The organism is Syntrophorhabdales bacterium (assembly GCA_035541455.1).
Lineage (GTDB): Bacteria > Desulfobacterota > Syntrophorhabdia > Syntrophorhabdales > WCHB1-27 > JADGQN01.
Genome location: DATKNH010000123.1, coordinates 53,478 through 69,612, shown reverse-complemented (window position 1 = coordinate 69,612; position 16,135 = coordinate 53,478). Strand labels below are relative to the sequence as shown.

The following is a 16,135-nucleotide window of genomic DNA, read 5'->3' as shown; positions in this document are numbered from 1 at the left end:
ATGAGAGTCGGCGTATTTATCTGCCATTGCGGCAACAATATTGCGGGCACGGTTGACGTAGCCAGGGCTGCCGAGGAGACGGCGAAACTGCCCCACGTGGTCTACTCCACCCATTACATGTATACCTGTTCCGAGCCGGGCCAGGAGGAAATCAAGCAGGCCATCAAACGGGAGAACCTTGACCGTATTGTGGTCGCGGCGTGCTCGCCCCGCATGCACGAGTTTACCTTCAGGCGCACGGTTGAAAAAGCCGGTCTCAACCGTTACTTCTTTGAAATGGCCAACATCAGGGAGCACGTCTCCTGGATCGGCGAAGATAAAGAGCTCAATACAAACAAGGCCATAGAAGCAGTACGCATGGCCATAGAAAAGGTGATCCGGAACAAGCCGCTCTATTCTTCAGCGTTCAAGATAAACAAACGAGTCCTTGTGATCGGTGCTGGCGTCGCCGGTATGCAGGCGGCCCTTGACTGTGGGGAGGGCGGCCTCGATGTAGTGCTCGTGGAGAAGAGCCCTGCCATAGGCGGCATGATGGCTCGGCTCGACAAGACATTTCCTACCATCGATTGCTCTATCTGTATCCTGGGACCAAAAATGGTTGATGTAGCGCAGCACGAACGGATCAGCCTTCACGCCTATTCTGAGATCGAGGAAATCAAAGGCTATGTGGGCAACTACCAGGTGAAGATACGCAAAAAGACTCCCTACGTCGACTGGAAAAAGTGTACAGGCTGCGGTGAGTGCATGGAGAAGTGTCCCACAAAAAACGCTTACGACACCTTTAACTTCGGCGTAGCACCCACGCGCGCCATCAACATCCCTTTTCCGCAGGCGATCCCAAAGAAAGCGACGATTGACGCTCGTTATTGCCGCCAACTGCTAAAAGGGAAGTGCGGCGTTTGTGCGAAGGTCTGCCCTGCAAAAGCGATCAACTTCGAGCTTCCGGATCAGCTCGTCACGGAGGAGGTCGGTGCCATCATCGTAGCGACCGGCTACGGCCTCATCGACCAGGAGAGACTGCCGGAGTATGGCGGCGGACGCTACCCTGATGTGATCACCGGTATCCAGTACGAGCGACTGCTGAACGCCTCGGGGCCGACGTCGGGCCACATCCTCAGGCCTTCTGATCAAACTGAACCCAAGAGCATTGTTTTCGTCTCCTGCGCTGGATCGCGCGACAAATCCATAGGCATCGCGTACTGCTCCAATTTCTGCTGCATGTACATAGCCAAACAGGCAATCCTTACAAAGGATCACATCCCTGACTCCCAATCCTACGTCTTCTACATGGATGTCCGTGCTTCAGGAAAAGGCTATGACGAGTTCACGCGAAGGGCGCAGGAGGATTACGGCGTAAAGTACATACGGGGGCGTGTTTCCCGCATCTATCCGAAAGGTAACAAGATGATCGTCCAGGGAGCCGACACCTTGCTGGGTGCAAAGGTTGAGGTAGAGGCTGACCTTGTCGTTCTCGCCACAGCAGCCACGGCAGCGCCAGGCGCAGCAACGCTTGCTGAGAAGCTGCATATCTCTTATGACACGAATGGCTTCTACGTTGAGAGCCACCCGAAGCTCCGTCCGGTAGAGACGAACACCTCGGGTGTTTTTCTCGCAGGAGCAGCACAAGGCCCCAAGGACATCCCTTCGTCGGTCGGCCAGGGCAGCGCCGCCGCAGCCAAAGTGCTCTCCCTCTTCTCACGTGACATGCTGGAATCAGATCCAGCTGTTGCGCGGGTGAATCAGAATGCGTGCGTGGGATGTCTCAAGTGCGTCAAGACCTGCCCCTTCCAGGCAATCAAGGAACAGGAACTGCGCGGCGGTAAAATAGTAGCGAGCGTGATCGAAACGGTATGTGCAGGCTGCGGCGTATGTACCTCCACCTGCCCGTGCGGCGCGATCCAACTCCAGCACTTTACAGATAATCAGCTGCTCGCGGAGGTAAACAGCCTATGTCTGCCGTAGAAGGAAAAGAGCTCCGCATTGTCGGTTTCTTGTGCAACTGGTGTTCTTATGGCGGCGCCGACACTGCTGGCGTGAGCCGCTTCAAGCAGCCGACGGATCTGAGAATCATCAGAGTTCCCTGCTCCGGAAGAGTCGATCCCCTCTTCGTGGTCAAAGCACTCATACACGGCGCTGACGGCGTCCTCGTCTCCGGATGTCATCCGAGAGATTGCCATTACTCGGACGGTAATTTTTACGCGCGCCGCAGGCTCGAGATGTTGAAACGTTTTCTCCCTTTTGTAGGAATTGATGCGCGCCGTTTTCACTACACGTGGGTTTCCGCATCCGAAGGGCAGCGCTGGCAGCAGACGGTCACCGATTTCACGAAGCTCATCCACGAACTGGGACCCGCACCACGCCTGCCCCATGTTGACCCGGCCAGGGAGGCCATAGCGTGAATCTGGAGAAGCTTAAAGAGATCGTTAGAAAGGTGCTCCCTTCGGTGGACGTGGTGATCGGCTACAGGAACGGTGTGGACGCACTCCATCCGGTTCCTTGCTTCGTCACGTCTCCCGAGGAAGTCGATTCGCTCGTCATCAACGCTGCCTGCGTTCACAATCTCGCATCCTATCTGCCGTCTCTAAAGAAGAAAGCTGCAGTCATAGTCAAGGGCTGCGACAGCCGGACCGTAGTCCAGCTGATACAGGAAGGGATCATCAAGCGGGAAAATGTAGTGATCATCGGTGTGCCGTGCCACGGCGCGGTGAGTGTACGCAAAGTGTTGCGTGCCATCGATCACCAGCCGGTCATTGACGCCGCGTTCGAATCAGACGCGCTTATGGTAAAGACGAAGAAGGGAGAGACGCGCCTTTCGTTGCGTGAGGTTCTAGCTGAGAAGTGCCTGACCTGCCGGTACCCGACCCCGCTGCTCAGCGATTATGTTGCCGGAGAAGAGATTGCACCGGAAGCTGATGAGAAGCAGGCCTACCAGGACATCCGCGACTTTGATGCACGTCCCCTCGAAGAGCGCAGAGCCTATTGGCTTGCTCAATTCGATCGCTGTATTCGCTGCTATGCATGCCGCAACGCATGTCCACTCTGCGTCTGCAGAGAATCCTGTATTGCCGAGACGCGGGACCCACACTGGATGAGCCAGAAAGCCACACCAGACGAAAAGATGATGTTTCACATGATCCACGCCATACACCTGGCCGGTCGGTGCACCGAGTGCGGCGAGTGCGAAAGGGCATGTCCCATGGATATCCCGGTCGCCAAACTGAAGAAGAAGATCAATCTGGAGATGAAAGAACTCTTCGGTTATGAGGCCGGCATCTCGACAGAAGACAGGCCGCCGATGTACACGTTCAAAGTGGAAGAGGAACAGATCGAGGAGCACAAGATCCGATGAGGAAGTTGGGTTACCTCAGGAAGGGAAAAGAGAAGGAGCTGATAGAGGCGCTCGGTAAGAAGGCTACCCTCTTTTTTCCGTGTCTCGAGGGCGACACAGTACTCTTCAAACGGGCAACGGATGGACACACGCTCTATCTTGCCCGCCCCGCCGCGAGTCCGCCAAAAAATATCATCTACCCCCAGAGCGAGACTCTCGTCTCATTCGAATTTAAGAAAGACCCGAATGACGCCCGCCGGACCCTCATAGATCTCCAGGATAACATCGAGGCCGAGGATACGATCATCTTCGGCGCAAGGCCGTGCGACGCACGGGGCATCGCGATAATCGATCGCGCCTTCTCCGACACAGACACCCCGGATCCCTATTACCTGGCGCGGCGCGCGAAGACGACGATCCTTACCATCACCTGTCCTGAACCATCAACGGGCTGTTTTTGTACGTGGGTGGGGTGCGGCCCTGCAGAAACGAGTGATTCCGATGTCATGATGACCGAACTTGAAGACGGCTATCTCCTTGAAGCCATAACACCGAAAGGGGAAACTCTTCTCGAAAGCCCGATCCTGGAGGACGGCGCTGCCTACGAAACGCGGGCCAGAGACGTCCAGAAGACGGTCCACGAGGCAATGGTGAGTAGAGCGGGCGCCGCTGATACCACTCCCGTCGATCAGGAAACCTTCCACTCGGAGGCCTTCTGGGAAAAGACCGCTGAACGTTGTATCGCTTGCGGAGCGTGCACCTATCTCTGTCCCACCTGTTACTGCTTTAACATTACCGACGAGCAGTCCGTCAACAAAGGCGAACGCATCCGGAGTTGGGACGCTTGCATGTTCCACCATTTTACCCTGGAGGCGAGCGGGCACAATCCGAGAGCCGCGAAAGGCCTCCGCTTCAAAAACAGGGTCGGTCACAAGTTCCTCTACTACGGTGAAAAATATGAAGGGATCATCGCGTGCTCAGGTTGCGGCCGCTGCATCCGCGCCTGTCCGGTGTCGATGGAGATAAGCAGCATTGCTGCAGAGCTCAAAAAGAATAGTGGCGGTGAGCAGTGAGCACTGAGCAGTCAACAGCAGCCATCAAGAACCCCTATTTGCCTGATCTGGCAACGGTCGTCAGTATCATCGACGAGACGCCCAACATAAAATCTTTCCGGGTAGTTTTCAATGATGAAGAAAAGATGAAACAATTCTCCTTCGAGCCGGGCCAGGTCGGACAGCTTTCGGTATTCGGCGTGGGTGAGTCGACCTTCGTCATTAATTCCCCACCCACCCGCAAGGAATATCTCCAGTTCAGCGTGATGAAAGCGGGCGAAGCCACAGCATCCCTCCATGAGCTCTCGGTGGGAGACCAGATCGGTGTGCGCGCCCCGCTTGGCAACTGGTTTCCGTACCGGCAGATGAAAGGAAAGAACATTCTCTTTGTCGGCGGAGGCATAGGGTTGGCGCCCCTTCGAACGCTGATCCTTTTCATGCTGGACACGCGCCAAGACTACCAGGATATCACCATCATTTATGGCGCGCGCACCAGTGCTGATCTCTGCTATAAAGAGGATCTGGAGGACTGGGGCAAGCGCAACGATCTCGAACTGATATTGACCGTGGATACCAACTCTCCGGGCCCACCTATCAGGGAAGGATTTGTGCCCACTATCCTCAACGAGGTTGCGCCAAAGCCGGATAACAAAATCGCCATTACCTGCGGTCCTCCCATTATGATAAAGTACGTCCTGCAGAACCTCGCACAGCTGGGCTTCAGGGATGAAGACGTGATCACGACACTGGAAGCGAGGATGAAGTGTGGGATAGGCCTATGCGGCCGCTGCAACATCGGCAGTAAATTCATCTGCAAGGATGGTCCTGTCTTCTCGCTTGCTGAACTGAAGAGGCTGAATTTCGAGATCTAGGCGATGAAGCGAAGACGCGAGGAAGCGAGGATGCGGAGGAACGAGAGACAAAAACGATGAAGCGAGGAAGCGAAGACGCGAGGAAGCGGGAGAGCAAGAGAGACGCGCGGTATGTCGTTCATGATTTTCGTTTTCACGTTTCCTTCTTCAACGCTTCGTCGCTTCCTCGCTTCGTCAGGTTTTTAGATGACCGGGAAATCGCCCTCTAAGAAACAGAAGGTCCTCTTCTACTGCCGCTGCAATTCTGTCTGTTCGCAGATGGCCGAGGCATTCCTCAGCCGGTTTTTCCCCGAGGGATACGAGGCCCACAGTGCGGGCATAATGGCCGCAGAGATTCATCCCGCAGTGAGACTGGTCATGGCGGAAATCGGCATTGACATTTCAAAACAGCGCTCAAAGAACGTTGAAGAGTTTATCGGGACAAAGTTTGACCTTGTGGCTCTGGTGTGCGGAAGCCCTCCGGATCACTGTCCTTTTTTGAACAGGGTACGAGGTCTTCTCCATTGTGATGGTTGCCAGGGGTGCTGCCGGTTTTTCCCCTTTTTCCCCGTAGGGGCCAGAATACTTCACACCCATTTCCGGGAGCCGGTCCTGGGACCGGCCTGCGACGAGACCACTGAATCCTTCCGCAAATTAAGGGACGAAATCAGAGAATGGGTCATGGATACGTTCGGCTGATCCTGATAGCCAGGTGAAAACCTTGTGCAGGCTATCGAACAGCCTGGAAATGCAGACAAAATGGTTGACAAAGGTACCACGATTACGATAAAAACTTGTTTGTGAATTTTTTTTCATAACGGGGAAAAGGAGCGACATATGAAAGATGTGGTGATAGTTTCAGCGGCTAGGACAGCGGTAGGCACCTTTGGGCAGAGTCTCAAAGATGTCCCTGTAGTGAAGCTCGGCGGTCTTGTGATCAAAGAGGCTCTGAAGAGAGCGGGCCTGAGACCCCTGCGAACAAAAGATAAGGAGTTCGCACCGGCAATCTTTGGCGGCAAGCTGGACACGGAATTGGAAGCAAAGTATTACGACTTTGACAGTTCGCTCAAGGAAGTGGCGATTGACGAAGTAATCATGGGCAATGTTCTGCAGGCGGGATTGGGTCAGAACTCAGCGCGGCAGGCCTCCATTTTTGGCGGCGTGCCTAAAGAGACCAGCGCGTTCACCGTAAACAAAGTCTGCGCCTCCGGATTGCGCGCGATTGTGTCCGCGGCTCAGGCGATCAAGGCCGGGGATGCGGAGATCATCGTGGCCGGCGGCATGGAGAACATGAGTCTCGCGCCATTTTCTCTGCCAGCAGCACGATGGGGAGCGCGCATGTTTAACACTGAGCTTGTAGACCTGATGGTGTTAGACGGTGTATGGGAAATCTTTTACGGGTACCATATGGGTCTGACAGCTGAGAATATCGCCGTTAAGTTCGGCATCTCCCGCGAAGAGCAGGACAAGTTCGGCGCTGAGAGCCATAGAAGAGCGCGACAGGCCATCAAAGATGGCATTCTCAAGGAAGAGATTGTCCCGGTCGTGATTCCTCAGAAAAAGGGCGATCCCGTCGTGTTCGAAATCGACGAGAGGCCGATGGACACGTCGGCTGAGAAGATGGCAAAACTGGGCACCGCTTTCAAGAAAGACGGAACCGTTACTGCTGGCAACGCATCAGGTATCAATGATGCCGCAGCAGCAGTCGTGGTCATGTCCCGGGACAAAGCCAAAGAGTTGGGCCTCAAGCCAATGGCCAGAATCGTCTCCTACGCTGCAGGCGGCGTGGATCCTGCTTACATGGGTCTTGGACCGGTCCCCGCGGTCAAGAAGGCACTGAAAAACGGCAACCTTACTCTTGATAAGATAGACATGATTGAGTTGAACGAAGCCTTCGCTTCACAGGCCATTTCCAACATCAGAGAATTGAATATGGACGTGGCAAAGACAAACATGCATGGCGGCGGCATCTCGATTGGCCATCCTATCGGCTGTACCGGTGCCCGTCTCGTGACAACGCTCTGCTATCAGATGCGGCGGCTTGGCTTGAAATATGGCCTTGCAACCATGTGCATCGGCGGCGGACAGGGCATGGCCATGATTATAGAAAGGGAGGCATAATCAATGCCTTACGAGAACATCATTCTCGAACTGGAAGGACCTATAGCGGCCATAAAATTTAACAGGCTAAAGGCCTTGAATGCTCTCAACTCTGCGACGCTGGACGAGCTTAAGGATGCGGCCACGACAGTCGCGCAGGCAAAAGAGATCAGGGTGGTGATCGTTACGGGCGCTGGAGACAAGGCGTTCGTCGCCGGCGCAGATATCCAGGAAATGAAGGATATGACGCCCGTCCAGGCCACCGCCTTCTCGCACAAAGGCCATGCTGCACTGGGCGCGCTCGAAAATATGAGAAAACCGGTGATAGCGGCGGTGAACGGTTACGCCTTGGGTGGGGGCTTTGAAGTCGCTCTCGCCTGTGATATCATCTATGCTTCCGAAAAGGCGCGACTGGGTTTTCCGGAAGTGACTCTGGGAATCTTTCCGGGATTCGGCGGAACCCAGAGAACTGCGCGCCTGATCGGCGCTGCAAAGGCTAAAGAACTGGTGCTTACCGGAAAAGTCATCACCGCGCGGGAAGGCTTTGAAATGGGCCTTTTGAACAAAGTAACAGCTCCGGATGACCTTATGCCCGCAGTGCGAGAGCTTGCGGCAAAAATGCTCGCTGCAGGCCCCATAGGGATAGGTCTTGCCAAGTACCTCGTAAATAAGAGCCTGTCTCTTAATATCGAGTCCGGGCTGGAGCTGGAAGCGAATACCTTCGGGTTGAGTTTCGGGACGCAGGACCAGAAGGAAGGCATGACGGCCTTTCTCGAAAAAAGAACACCGACCTTTCAAGGTGAATAAATGCGAAGTTAGATTCAAAAGCAGACCGAGGCGGAGCCGAGGAGACGACGCAGGCGTACTTTACAGTACGTCGAGGAGAACGACGAGGAGACAACGAAGGTATGCAAATGAAGGTAACTTGGCATAACAAATTATTTTAAGGAGGGCACTGTGAAGATAGTAGTGTGCATAAAACAGGTTCCTGATACGGAAGCCGAGGTGAAGTGGGACCTCCCGAAGGGCACGCTCAAGAGAGAGGGAATGGATTCAATCACCAACCCCTTTGACGAGTTTGCACTGGAGGAAGCACTCCTCACGAAAGAGAAGTACGATGCCGAGATAGTGGCGCTTACCATGGGCCCGGACAAGGCCGTTGATGTGCTGCGAAATGCCCTGGCACTGGGCGTGGATCAGGTTTGTCATGTCAATGATGCTGCGATAGCAGGTTCAGACACGCTTGCAACATCATACATACTTGGGAAGGCCATTGAGAAGATCGGTGGGGTAGACCTCGTGCTCTGCGGCAAACAGGCGACTGATGGAAACACCGGCTCCGTGAGCGGCGAACTCGCCACAAGGCTCGGCTTCAGCCAGTTGACATTTGTCGGAAAGATTGAAGAGGTCGATGCTGCCAACAAGAAGATAAAGGTTCAGCGCGGCATCGAAGGCGGCATTGAAACAGTGGAAGGCCAGCTTCCGGCAGTGGTATCGGTACTGAAAGGCATCAATGAGCCCAGGCTTCCCAACCTGATGGGAATCAGAAAGGCAGCCAAGGTGCAGATCCCCGCATGGGATTGCGATGCTATCGGCGCGGCAAAGGACAAGGTCGGTGCAGAAGGTTCCCACGGCAAAGTGGTTGAACTGACAACGCCCCCTCCCAGATCGGCAGGAGAAATGCTCAAGGGAGAGATAGACGAAATGGCTAGTACCCTTGTCGACAAACTCTTGGACCTGAAAGTAATTAAATAAGGAGGGGTGAGATCATGGCTGACGAATACAAAGATGTATGGGTATATATAGAGCATAAAGATGGCGTGACAACCCCGATGTCTTATGAGCTTCTGGGAGCGGGGAAAACGCTTGCAGACGCACTGGGATCAAAGGTATGTGCCTTTGTCATCGGCGAGAACACCGACGAGATAGCAAAAACTGCGGGCCACTATGGCGCGTCTACCGTTTATGCCATAGACGGTGCTTCCTTCAAGACCTTCAGACCGGCTGCCTTCGCAAAAGCTGCAGCAACATTGGTCAACAAATTCAAGCCTGACATTCTGCTGTGCCGTTCAACCACGCAGGGGCAGGATCTCTCCTCAGCACTGGCCGGTCAACTCGAAGTGGGCCTGGGGTCTGATGCGATCAACCTGCAAATCGACGATGCCAGCAAGGCGGTGAAACTGACAAGGGCAGCATTCGGCGGGAACTTCCTGGCCACGTACATGAACACCAAATCAAAACCGCAGATGGCAACAGTGAGACCAAAAGTCTTTCCGATGCCTCAGTTGGACACTTCAAAGAATGCTGAAGTGGTCAAAGAGTCCTTTTCCATAGCTGAAGATGATATTCGTACCAAGGTACTGCAGTTCGCGCAGTCCGAGACTTCTGTTAACCTCGTGGAGGCTGACATCATCGTCTCCGGTGGACGCGGTGTAGGAGGTAGCGAAGGCTTCAGCGTGGTCAAGGCACTGGCAGACGCTCTCGGCGGCGCAATGGGAGCATCGCGTGCTGCAGTTGACTCAGGCTGGATCCCATACGAACATCAAGTAGGGCAAACGGGCAAGACCGTCAAACCGAAGATCTATATTGCGTGCGGTATCTCCGGTGCCATTCAGCATCTGGCCGGCATGAGGACCTCAGACTGCATCGTTGCTATCAACAAGGACGCAGAAGCGCCAATTTTTAAGATCGCCTCGTTTGGTGTTGTGGGAGACTACAAACAGGTTGTGCCCAAGCTGATTGAAATATTCAAACAGAAAGCGGGTAAGTAAGCTTGAGCAGGGGAGTTCCTTATTACATGGAACTCCCCTTCCCTTTTGAGAGGCACTAGATGATCGTCACCTGTCCTTCCTGCGGGCGCAAATTCAACCTTCCCGATGGTTCAATAAAGTCGCCTTATCAGAAACTGAAGTGCTCCAAGTGTTCCCACACCTTTATGCTGACAAAAGAAGAACCCGAGCCTGAGCAGGCACCTCCTGCCGCAAAGGAAGAGACTCAAGAGGTTCAGCCTCCGAGACAAAAACCAGCGGAGATTCCTACCAGGGCTCCTTTTAAGGTCCCCCAGGCAGAGGACAGGTCTATCGATACGCCGCGCAGGCGTAAGGGCCTCATTGCCCTTGTCATTGTGCTCTTCGTGGTGGCGGCAATGGGCGCCGGTTTTTACTACTGCTGGATGAACTATGCGGAGTTTTTTGGCATCCCCATGGGAGCAAGCGACAAGTGGCTCTCAATCAGGAACCTTGAAGGTCAGGAGATCGTCACGAAGGAAGGGACTGTTTTTCTTGTCTCGGGTGTCGTGTTCAACGGGTCAACCAAAGGCCGCAAATTTTTGATACTCAGGGCAAAGCTCTTTGACAAAGAGGGCAAGGTCCTCGCGGAAAAAGACGTTGTTTCCGGCCTTTCCTTTAGTAAGGAAAAGATCGGAGCCATGCAGAAACTGGAAATCGAGAAAAAGCTCAACGATTTTAAGCTGTCCAGCGAAGAGAACTTTCAAGCAGCAAGCAAGAAGCAGATCCCTTTTGCAGTTATCTTCTTCGACAACACCATTGAAAAGGCAAAAGAGTTTACGGTGGAGATCGTCGAGTCGCCAATTCTATAAGTTCTCATTGATGCATTCCCAAAATTCATTTGCATACCAAACAGTAAGGGTCTAATATACGCGTATGGAATATATAGACCTAAAGGGCATGAGCTGCCCCCAGCCCGTGCTGGAAACGAAGAGATTGCTTCAATCGGGGAAAGTGGAAGAGTTTAAGATACTCCTGGACAATGGGCCACCAAGAGAAAACGTCACGCGCTACCTGGAATCGGAGGGATACTGCGTAAGCATCGAACAGCAGCGGGACGATGGAGTCCTGCTCCGCGCAACGAGGGTGGGGGGTGGTCAGGGTCTTTCCGTCCAGACAGAAAGAAAGGTCCTGGTGCTCGTTGATGGGGCAACTGTGGGAAGGGGCGACGAGGTGCTGGGCGCTGTGCTTATGAAATCCTTTCTTCACACGCTCAAGGAGATCGAGCCCCGCCCCTGGAAACTTGTGTTCCTCAATGCAGGGGTCAAGCTCGCTACAGAAGGATCTGACGTGCTGGGTGTGCTGGGCGACCTTGAGCACCTCGGCGTCGAGGTCCTGTCGTGCGGCACCTGCCTCGATTTTTTCAGATTGAAGGAGAAGCTTGTTGCAGGCAAGGTCACGAACATGTATGAAATAGTCTCCTCGCTGGTCGCCGCTACGAACGTAATAAGACCTTGAATAATAAGAGACGTTTAAAGTTTAAGGTTTGAGGTTTAAAGTTTAAAGTTCGAGGCCTGAAGTCTGTCCTTAAGTCTGATGTCTAAAGTCTGAAATCGCTCATGATTTATCTGGACAACGCAGCAACGTCATATCCGAAGCCACCTGAAACTCTCCAGTCTCTCGTCCATTTTGTGAACGATATCGGGGGAAACCCGGGCAGGAGCGGTCACCCGCTCTCCATAGAGGCAGCGCGAATCATTTTTCAAGCGCGGGAAAAACTTGCAGCGTTGATCAATGGAAAAGACGCGGAGAGACTCGTCTTCACCAGCAACGGAACAGAATCTCTCAACCTGGCGATACTTGGCCTCGTTGCTCCGCACGACCACGTCATCACCACATCGCTCGAGCATAACTCCGTCATGAGACCTCTCGATTTCTTACAGAAAAAGCAGCACGTGGCAGTCTCTGTTGTGAACTGTTCCCTGGATGGCCAGTTAGACCTTCAGCTACTCAAGAACTCGCTCCATAAAAACACCAGGGCTGTTATCATCAATCACGGATCGAATATTATCGGCTCGGTTCAACCCATCAGCGAGATCCGAAAGGTGATAGGCAAACGTGTCCTCATCGTCGATGCCTGCCAGACTGTAGGGAATATGGCTATTGACGTCGATGCCCAGGGAATAGACATCATCTGTTTCTCGTGCCACAAGTCCTTGTTAGGAGTTCAGGGAGTGGGCGCCCTGTACATGCGCAAGGGGATCGAACTACAGCCGATCAAATACGGCGGCACGGGAAGCAGATCCGAATTTACAAGCCAGCCCGAATTCATGCCCGACAAATACGAGTGTGGAACACCAAACACGCCGGGCATCGCTGCACTTCTCGGCGGCCTGACATTCATTGAAAAAATAGGGTTCAATACCTTTATGGAAAAAAAGAAAAGAGTACGCCGCTATCTCGTAGAACAACTCTCCGCGCTGGAGCGCGCCATTCTCTACGGTGATCCTGGTAAGGAGGAGAGTCTCCCCATCGTCTCTATGAATCTGGACGGGGTGAGCCCTTCAGATATCGGCTCTGCGTGCAGCCGCGCGGGCATATGCGTAAGAGTGGGCCTGCACTGCGCGCCTGTTGCCCACCGGACCATCGGCACTTTTCCTCAAGGCACGGTGCGCGTTTCGCCTGGATATTTCACCCGCGCAGACGACATTGATCAATTTATGGAGGTAATCAGACACATTGCCGGAAATTAGAATTACCTATTTTTTTCTTTTTCAGAGCATCCATGAAGTGCTCAAAGCAGAGGGCCAACTGAAGAACAAGGGTGCGATCTTTGAAATCGTCCCGGTGCCGCGCAGTCTCAGTTCTGACTGCGGTGTCTGTATCGCGGTGCAGGAGCTTTCCGACAGCATCACCTCTCTTCTCCCCTTGCTCGACCCCGAGAAGTGCTTCTCGTTCGATGGAAATACGTACTGCAGTATCGATGCACACGCGCTCACATCTTCCGAATCTCCTGTCGGATAAACGATAAACATCGGAGAGGGATTCCCACGGGCAAAACAGAGACGACCTACCTGGAGGCCCCGGCGACCGGGTACCCACGAAGTGGATGGAGGCGACGCGAGCCCCAGGGATAGGCTCCCTGAAAAGAGGATTGCTGCGGGAGAATGCCTTCAACTATTTAGAAGGCATCCTCCCGATTCATTTTCGACGATCGTTACTCAAAAGGTGCGGCTATCTTCTTCTGCTTCTCCTGCTTTCTGTAATACTCGGTCCGTTCCTTGATGTAACTCAACCAGCTGTCAACGTCAGCTTCCTTATGCCCTTTCGACACCATGTCCTTCTTGTAAGCAGCGATTACCGGCTCGACCGCCTTTACCCATTTCACGACTTCCGCATCAGAGAGAGGCAGTATCTGTCCACCACCACCGGTGAAAACTTCCTTGCCCTCCAGGTCCATCTCGTTCCAGAGAGCTGCCTGTGCCTCAAAGGTCTGGTGCGACACCTCGTCAAAAATCTTCTTGAGGTCCGCAGGCAGGCTGTTCCATTTGTTCTTGTTCATGACGCAATAGAAAGTGTACCCTGTACCAAGGCGCCAGTCTGCGGTGACGTACTTCACCACATCCGCAAACTTCCAGTATTTGAGGGTTGAAAGATCAACCGTGACGCCATCGATGACTCCTCTCCTCAGGGCCTCGTAAACGTCAGGCATTTGAAGAGGAACAGGAACCGCGCCCAGTGCCTTTATCACATCTGCCATTTGTCCTGTGGCCCTCACCTTGAGGCCCTTGATCTCTTCCAGCGTCTTGACCGGTTTGGCAATGGTCTGCAGGATCAATGGACCTGAAGTGTTGATGTAGAGGACCTTAACACTGTCCCATTCGGCCGGTTTGAACTTGTTGTAGAAGTCTTCACTCGTCTGGCTTGCCACCCAACCGCTTGGAAAACCCAGAGGCAGATCGAACACCTCTGTCACAGGAAAGCGCCCCCTCGTATAGTCGATATGGGAGACGCCTATGTCCGTAATGCCGGTGGTTACACCGTTGAACATCTTCACAGGGTCGAGGAGCGTGCCGCCCGGATAATACGTAACCTCCACCCGTCCGTTCGTGCGCTTCTTTATCTCCTGGCAGAATGTGTCGGTCAGGACCGACATCTTGTGGGTTGGCGGCAAATAATTGGCAGCCTTCAATTTGATCACTTCAGCCGCAACGGAAAAGGAATAAGTTCCAGCCACAAAGACAAATGCCAGAAGCAGCAACCACATAAATTTTTTCATGCACAACCTCCTTAGCACTCTGATATTTTCTTGAATTTTACCATACCCGGCCCTTTACGTGTACATAAATCTTGTACCTCTCCTGCACTCTGTTTTTCGCTGACTTGGCAGCATGTTTCTGGTAGAATCGTAAGTTAGTACCCAGTATATACGCACCACTCATGAGCAAAAGAGGAAGCGCAGGAGATTTACTGATTACAACACTTCGAGATGTCTGCAAGGCCACCGCCCAATTGGAAAAACTGGACAACGAGCGGTTCATGACGCAGCAGGCACTCGAGAGGGCAAGAGCACTATACGATCAGCTGATGGAGGAAACTCCCTCCGCCCTTCTCCTTCTTGACCAAGAAGGGCATATTCTTGCTTCAAATCACCAATCAGAAGCGTTGCTGGGCTTTCGGCAGGAAGAACTGGTTTCCATGAACGTGCAGCAGCTTTACCACGAGGACGCATCGCACGAGTTCAGACCCGCATTCCAGCAAGTGCTGAAGGAAGGTTCCGGAACCATACAGGGCCTTTCTTCTGTCGGAAAGGGCGGCCAGGGTGTCCTGGTGGATAGCCTTTTCATCGTGGTCACGTACGAGGAGAAGACATTCGTACAGGTTACCCTTAAACCCGCGACCGAGCGCTACAAGCTTCAGCTGGCCGAAAAAAGGTACCTACAGGGATTGGAGCTGCTTTCCCGCACGGCCACGGGACTGCTCGAGGCTTCACACGACGACCACGTGTACAGGTTGTTGGGAAACTACATCGGTAAACTCGTGGGTGACGCCTACGTAATAATCAACTCATTTGATAAGAAATTGAATCTCTTTTTCGTCAAAGACATTGCGGGTCCCATTCGTAACGCGGAAATTATCCTCGGGCTGCTCCTGAGACACCTTGTGGGTGCTTCATTCCCCCTCACCGAGGAGGAGTTCAAACGTTATGTCATGAGTTGCACCCCCGTAGCCGTGCCCGGAGGGTTGCGCGGACTATTCGAGGACAGACTGCCAAAAGACGTCTACAGAGCCATGGAAGAATTCTTCCTTTTCGGCAGTACCTACATAGCAGGGCTGACGTCCGAAAGGGAAGTTTTCGGTATGGTTACAATCCTGATGCCCAGGGGAGCCAAGCTCGACCACCCTGCTCTTGTCGCAACGCTGATGCAGCAGGCATCCGCTGTCTTGAGGTACCGGGGAGGAGAAGCAGAGCCGATCCCCGAGCAGCCGTTACCCTCTCTCGAAAGTCTTCACCACGTCGCTCCGGAAGAGCTGCCGTACTCGCTTGAGCCATACGCCGGGGAGAAGGAAAACAATACGAAACAGGAATCACAAATCGAAGCGGCTGGCGCCCCAAGCTTGGAAGGTAATGGAAGAAAAAACAGGGAGCTCCGTCATCTACTGGCAGACAGCAAAATTCTGGTGGTGGACGATGAAGAGATAGTCCGGGATGTAACAGGAGGGATGCTGAGCTACATGGGCTGCGAAGTCGGCTACGCCCGAAATGGACTCGAGGCTCTTGCACGTTACAAGAGCGCCCTTGACACTGGGGTGCCGTTTGATGCGGTGATCCTTGATCTCTCGCTCTCCGGCAGCCCCAACGCGGCCGAAACCATCCGGAACTTTAAACAGATTCATGCCGGGGTAAGAATAGTTGCATCCGCCGTCAGCTCCAATGATCCCGCCCTGAAACAATTCGAGCAGTCAGACTTTCACACGCTTGTCGTGCGACCTTACAAGAGCACAGAGCTTGCCGAAGCATTACGAAAGGCGCTCGACAATCGCGTGCGACTTGCATAAGCGTACCGTTTGAGGTAT

General features: G+C 53.5%; 16 protein-coding genes. 15 read left to right on the top strand and 1 reads right to left on the bottom strand.

The window, feature by feature from the left end; translation table 11 throughout:
- The 14 genes from VMT71_13350 to VMT71_13285 all read left to right on the top strand — a co-directional run bounded on the left by VMT71_13350 (nt 1) and on the right by VMT71_13285 (nt 13,081).
- Nucleotides 1–1,962, top strand: coding sequence for a CoB--CoM heterodisulfide reductase iron-sulfur subunit A family protein (locus tag VMT71_13350; protein ID HVN24952.1), 1,962 nt, complete (start codon nt 1–3; stop codon nt 1,960–1,962).
- Entirely contained in the window at nt 1,950–2,399 is a 450-nt protein-coding gene (locus VMT71_13345; protein HVN24951.1) for a hydrogenase iron-sulfur subunit, read from the top strand. Before VMT71_13350 ends, VMT71_13345 begins: the two co-directional genes overlap by 13 nt.
- Complete coding sequence (locus tag VMT71_13340; protein HVN24950.1) at nt 2,396–3,349, top strand: 4Fe-4S dicluster domain-containing protein; 954 nt, start codon at nt 2,396–2,398, stop codon at nt 3,347–3,349. The genes VMT71_13345 and VMT71_13340 overlap by 4 nt, the downstream gene beginning before the upstream one ends.
- Nucleotides 3,346–4,401: a 4Fe-4S dicluster domain-containing protein gene (locus VMT71_13335; GenBank protein HVN24949.1), complete on the top strand. Its 1,056-nt coding sequence runs from the start codon at nt 3,346–3,348 to the stop codon at nt 4,399–4,401. The genes VMT71_13340 and VMT71_13335 overlap by 4 nt, the downstream gene beginning before the upstream one ends.
- Nucleotides 4,398–5,252: an FAD/NAD(P)-binding protein gene (locus VMT71_13330; protein HVN24948.1), complete on the top strand. Its 855-nt coding sequence runs from the start codon at nt 4,398–4,400 to the stop codon at nt 5,250–5,252. The genes VMT71_13335 and VMT71_13330 overlap by 4 nt, the downstream gene beginning before the upstream one ends.
- A gap of 186 nt (nt 5,253–5,438) precedes the next feature.
- The gene (locus tag VMT71_13325) at nt 5,439–5,930 is read left to right on the top strand and encodes an arsenate reductase ArsC (GenBank protein HVN24947.1); all 492 of its coding nucleotides are present in this window, start codon (nt 5,439–5,441) and stop codon (nt 5,928–5,930) included.
- Between the two features lie 138 nt (nt 5,931–6,068).
- On the top strand, nt 6,069–7,352 hold the full coding sequence (locus VMT71_13320; protein HVN24946.1) for an acetyl-CoA C-acetyltransferase: 1,284 nt from the start codon (nt 6,069–6,071) through the stop codon (nt 7,350–7,352).
- Nucleotides 7,353–7,355: 3 nt separating this feature from the next.
- Nucleotides 7,356–8,138, top strand: coding sequence for an enoyl-CoA hydratase-related protein (locus VMT71_13315; GenBank protein ID HVN24945.1), 783 nt, complete (start codon nt 7,356–7,358; stop codon nt 8,136–8,138).
- Between the two features lie 150 nt (nt 8,139–8,288).
- Nucleotides 8,289–9,086 carry an electron transfer flavoprotein subunit beta/FixA family protein gene (locus tag VMT71_13310; GenBank protein ID HVN24944.1) on the top strand — a complete coding sequence of 266 codons (798 nt, stop codon included), beginning with the start codon at nt 8,289–8,291 and terminating at the stop codon, nt 9,084–9,086.
- 14 nt (nt 9,087–9,100) lie between these two features.
- On the top strand, nt 9,101–10,102 hold the full coding sequence (locus tag VMT71_13305) for an electron transfer flavoprotein subunit alpha/FixB family protein (protein ID HVN24943.1): 1,002 nt from the start codon (nt 9,101–9,103) through the stop codon (nt 10,100–10,102).
- 59 nt (nt 10,103–10,161) lie between these two features.
- Nucleotides 10,162–10,929 (top strand): zinc-ribbon domain-containing protein, encoded by a 768-nt coding sequence (locus VMT71_13300; protein HVN24942.1) that lies wholly within the window; start codon nt 10,162–10,164, stop codon nt 10,927–10,929.
- A 64-nt stretch (nt 10,930–10,993) separates the two neighbouring features.
- On the top strand, nt 10,994–11,575 hold the full coding sequence (gene yedF / locus VMT71_13295) for a sulfurtransferase-like selenium metabolism protein YedF (protein ID HVN24941.1): 582 nt from the start codon (nt 10,994–10,996) through the stop codon (nt 11,573–11,575).
- A gap of 101 nt (nt 11,576–11,676) precedes the next feature.
- The gene (locus tag VMT71_13290) at nt 11,677–12,810 is read left to right on the top strand and encodes an aminotransferase class V-fold PLP-dependent enzyme (GenBank protein HVN24940.1); all 1,134 of its coding nucleotides are present in this window, start codon (nt 11,677–11,679) and stop codon (nt 12,808–12,810) included.
- Nucleotides 12,797–13,081 carry a DUF3343 domain-containing protein gene (locus tag VMT71_13285; protein ID HVN24939.1) on the top strand — a complete coding sequence of 95 codons (285 nt, stop codon included), beginning with the start codon at nt 12,797–12,799 and terminating at the stop codon, nt 13,079–13,081. The genes VMT71_13290 and VMT71_13285 overlap by 14 nt, the downstream gene beginning before the upstream one ends.
- Before the next feature lie 193 nt (nt 13,082–13,274).
- On the opposite strand, the gene VMT71_13280 is transcribed toward VMT71_13285, so the two are convergent.
- Nucleotides 13,275–14,336, bottom strand: a complete 1,062-nt coding sequence (locus tag VMT71_13280; GenBank protein HVN24938.1) for a TRAP transporter substrate-binding protein — start codon at nt 14,334–14,336, stop codon at nt 13,275–13,277.
- 161 nt (nt 14,337–14,497) lie between these two features.
- Between VMT71_13280 and VMT71_13275 the strand changes: the two genes are divergently transcribed.
- Nucleotides 14,498–16,117: a PAS domain S-box protein gene (locus VMT71_13275; GenBank protein ID HVN24937.1), complete on the top strand. Its 1,620-nt coding sequence runs from the start codon at nt 14,498–14,500 to the stop codon at nt 16,115–16,117.
- Nucleotides 16,118–16,135 lie beyond the last annotated feature (18 nt).

Coding starts and splice junctions, on each gene's coding strand:
- VMT71_13280 (HVN24938.1), bottom strand. CDS start 14,336: ATGAAAAAATTTATGTGGTTGCTGCTTCTGGCATTTGTCTTTGTGGCT.
- VMT71_13350 (HVN24952.1), top strand. CDS start 1: ATGAGAGTCGGCGTATTTATCTGCCATTGCGGCAACAATATTGCGGGC.
- VMT71_13305 (HVN24943.1), top strand. CDS start 9,101: ATGGCTGACGAATACAAAGATGTATGGGTATATATAGAGCATAAAGAT.
- VMT71_13335 (HVN24949.1), top strand. CDS start 3,346: ATGAGGAAGTTGGGTTACCTCAGGAAGGGAAAAGAGAAGGAGCTGATA.
- VMT71_13300 (HVN24942.1), top strand. CDS start 10,162: ATGATCGTCACCTGTCCTTCCTGCGGGCGCAAATTCAACCTTCCCGAT.
- VMT71_13320 (HVN24946.1), top strand. CDS start 6,069: ATGAAAGATGTGGTGATAGTTTCAGCGGCTAGGACAGCGGTAGGCACC.
- yedF (HVN24941.1), top strand. CDS start 10,994: ATGGAATATATAGACCTAAAGGGCATGAGCTGCCCCCAGCCCGTGCTG.
- VMT71_13325 (HVN24947.1), top strand. CDS start 5,439: ATGACCGGGAAATCGCCCTCTAAGAAACAGAAGGTCCTCTTCTACTGC.
- VMT71_13290 (HVN24940.1), top strand. CDS start 11,677: ATGATTTATCTGGACAACGCAGCAACGTCATATCCGAAGCCACCTGAA.
- VMT71_13315 (HVN24945.1), top strand. CDS start 7,356: ATGCCTTACGAGAACATCATTCTCGAACTGGAAGGACCTATAGCGGCC.
- VMT71_13275 (HVN24937.1), top strand. CDS start 14,498: ATGAGCAAAAGAGGAAGCGCAGGAGATTTACTGATTACAACACTTCGA.
- VMT71_13345 (HVN24951.1), top strand. CDS start 1,950: ATGTCTGCCGTAGAAGGAAAAGAGCTCCGCATTGTCGGTTTCTTGTGC.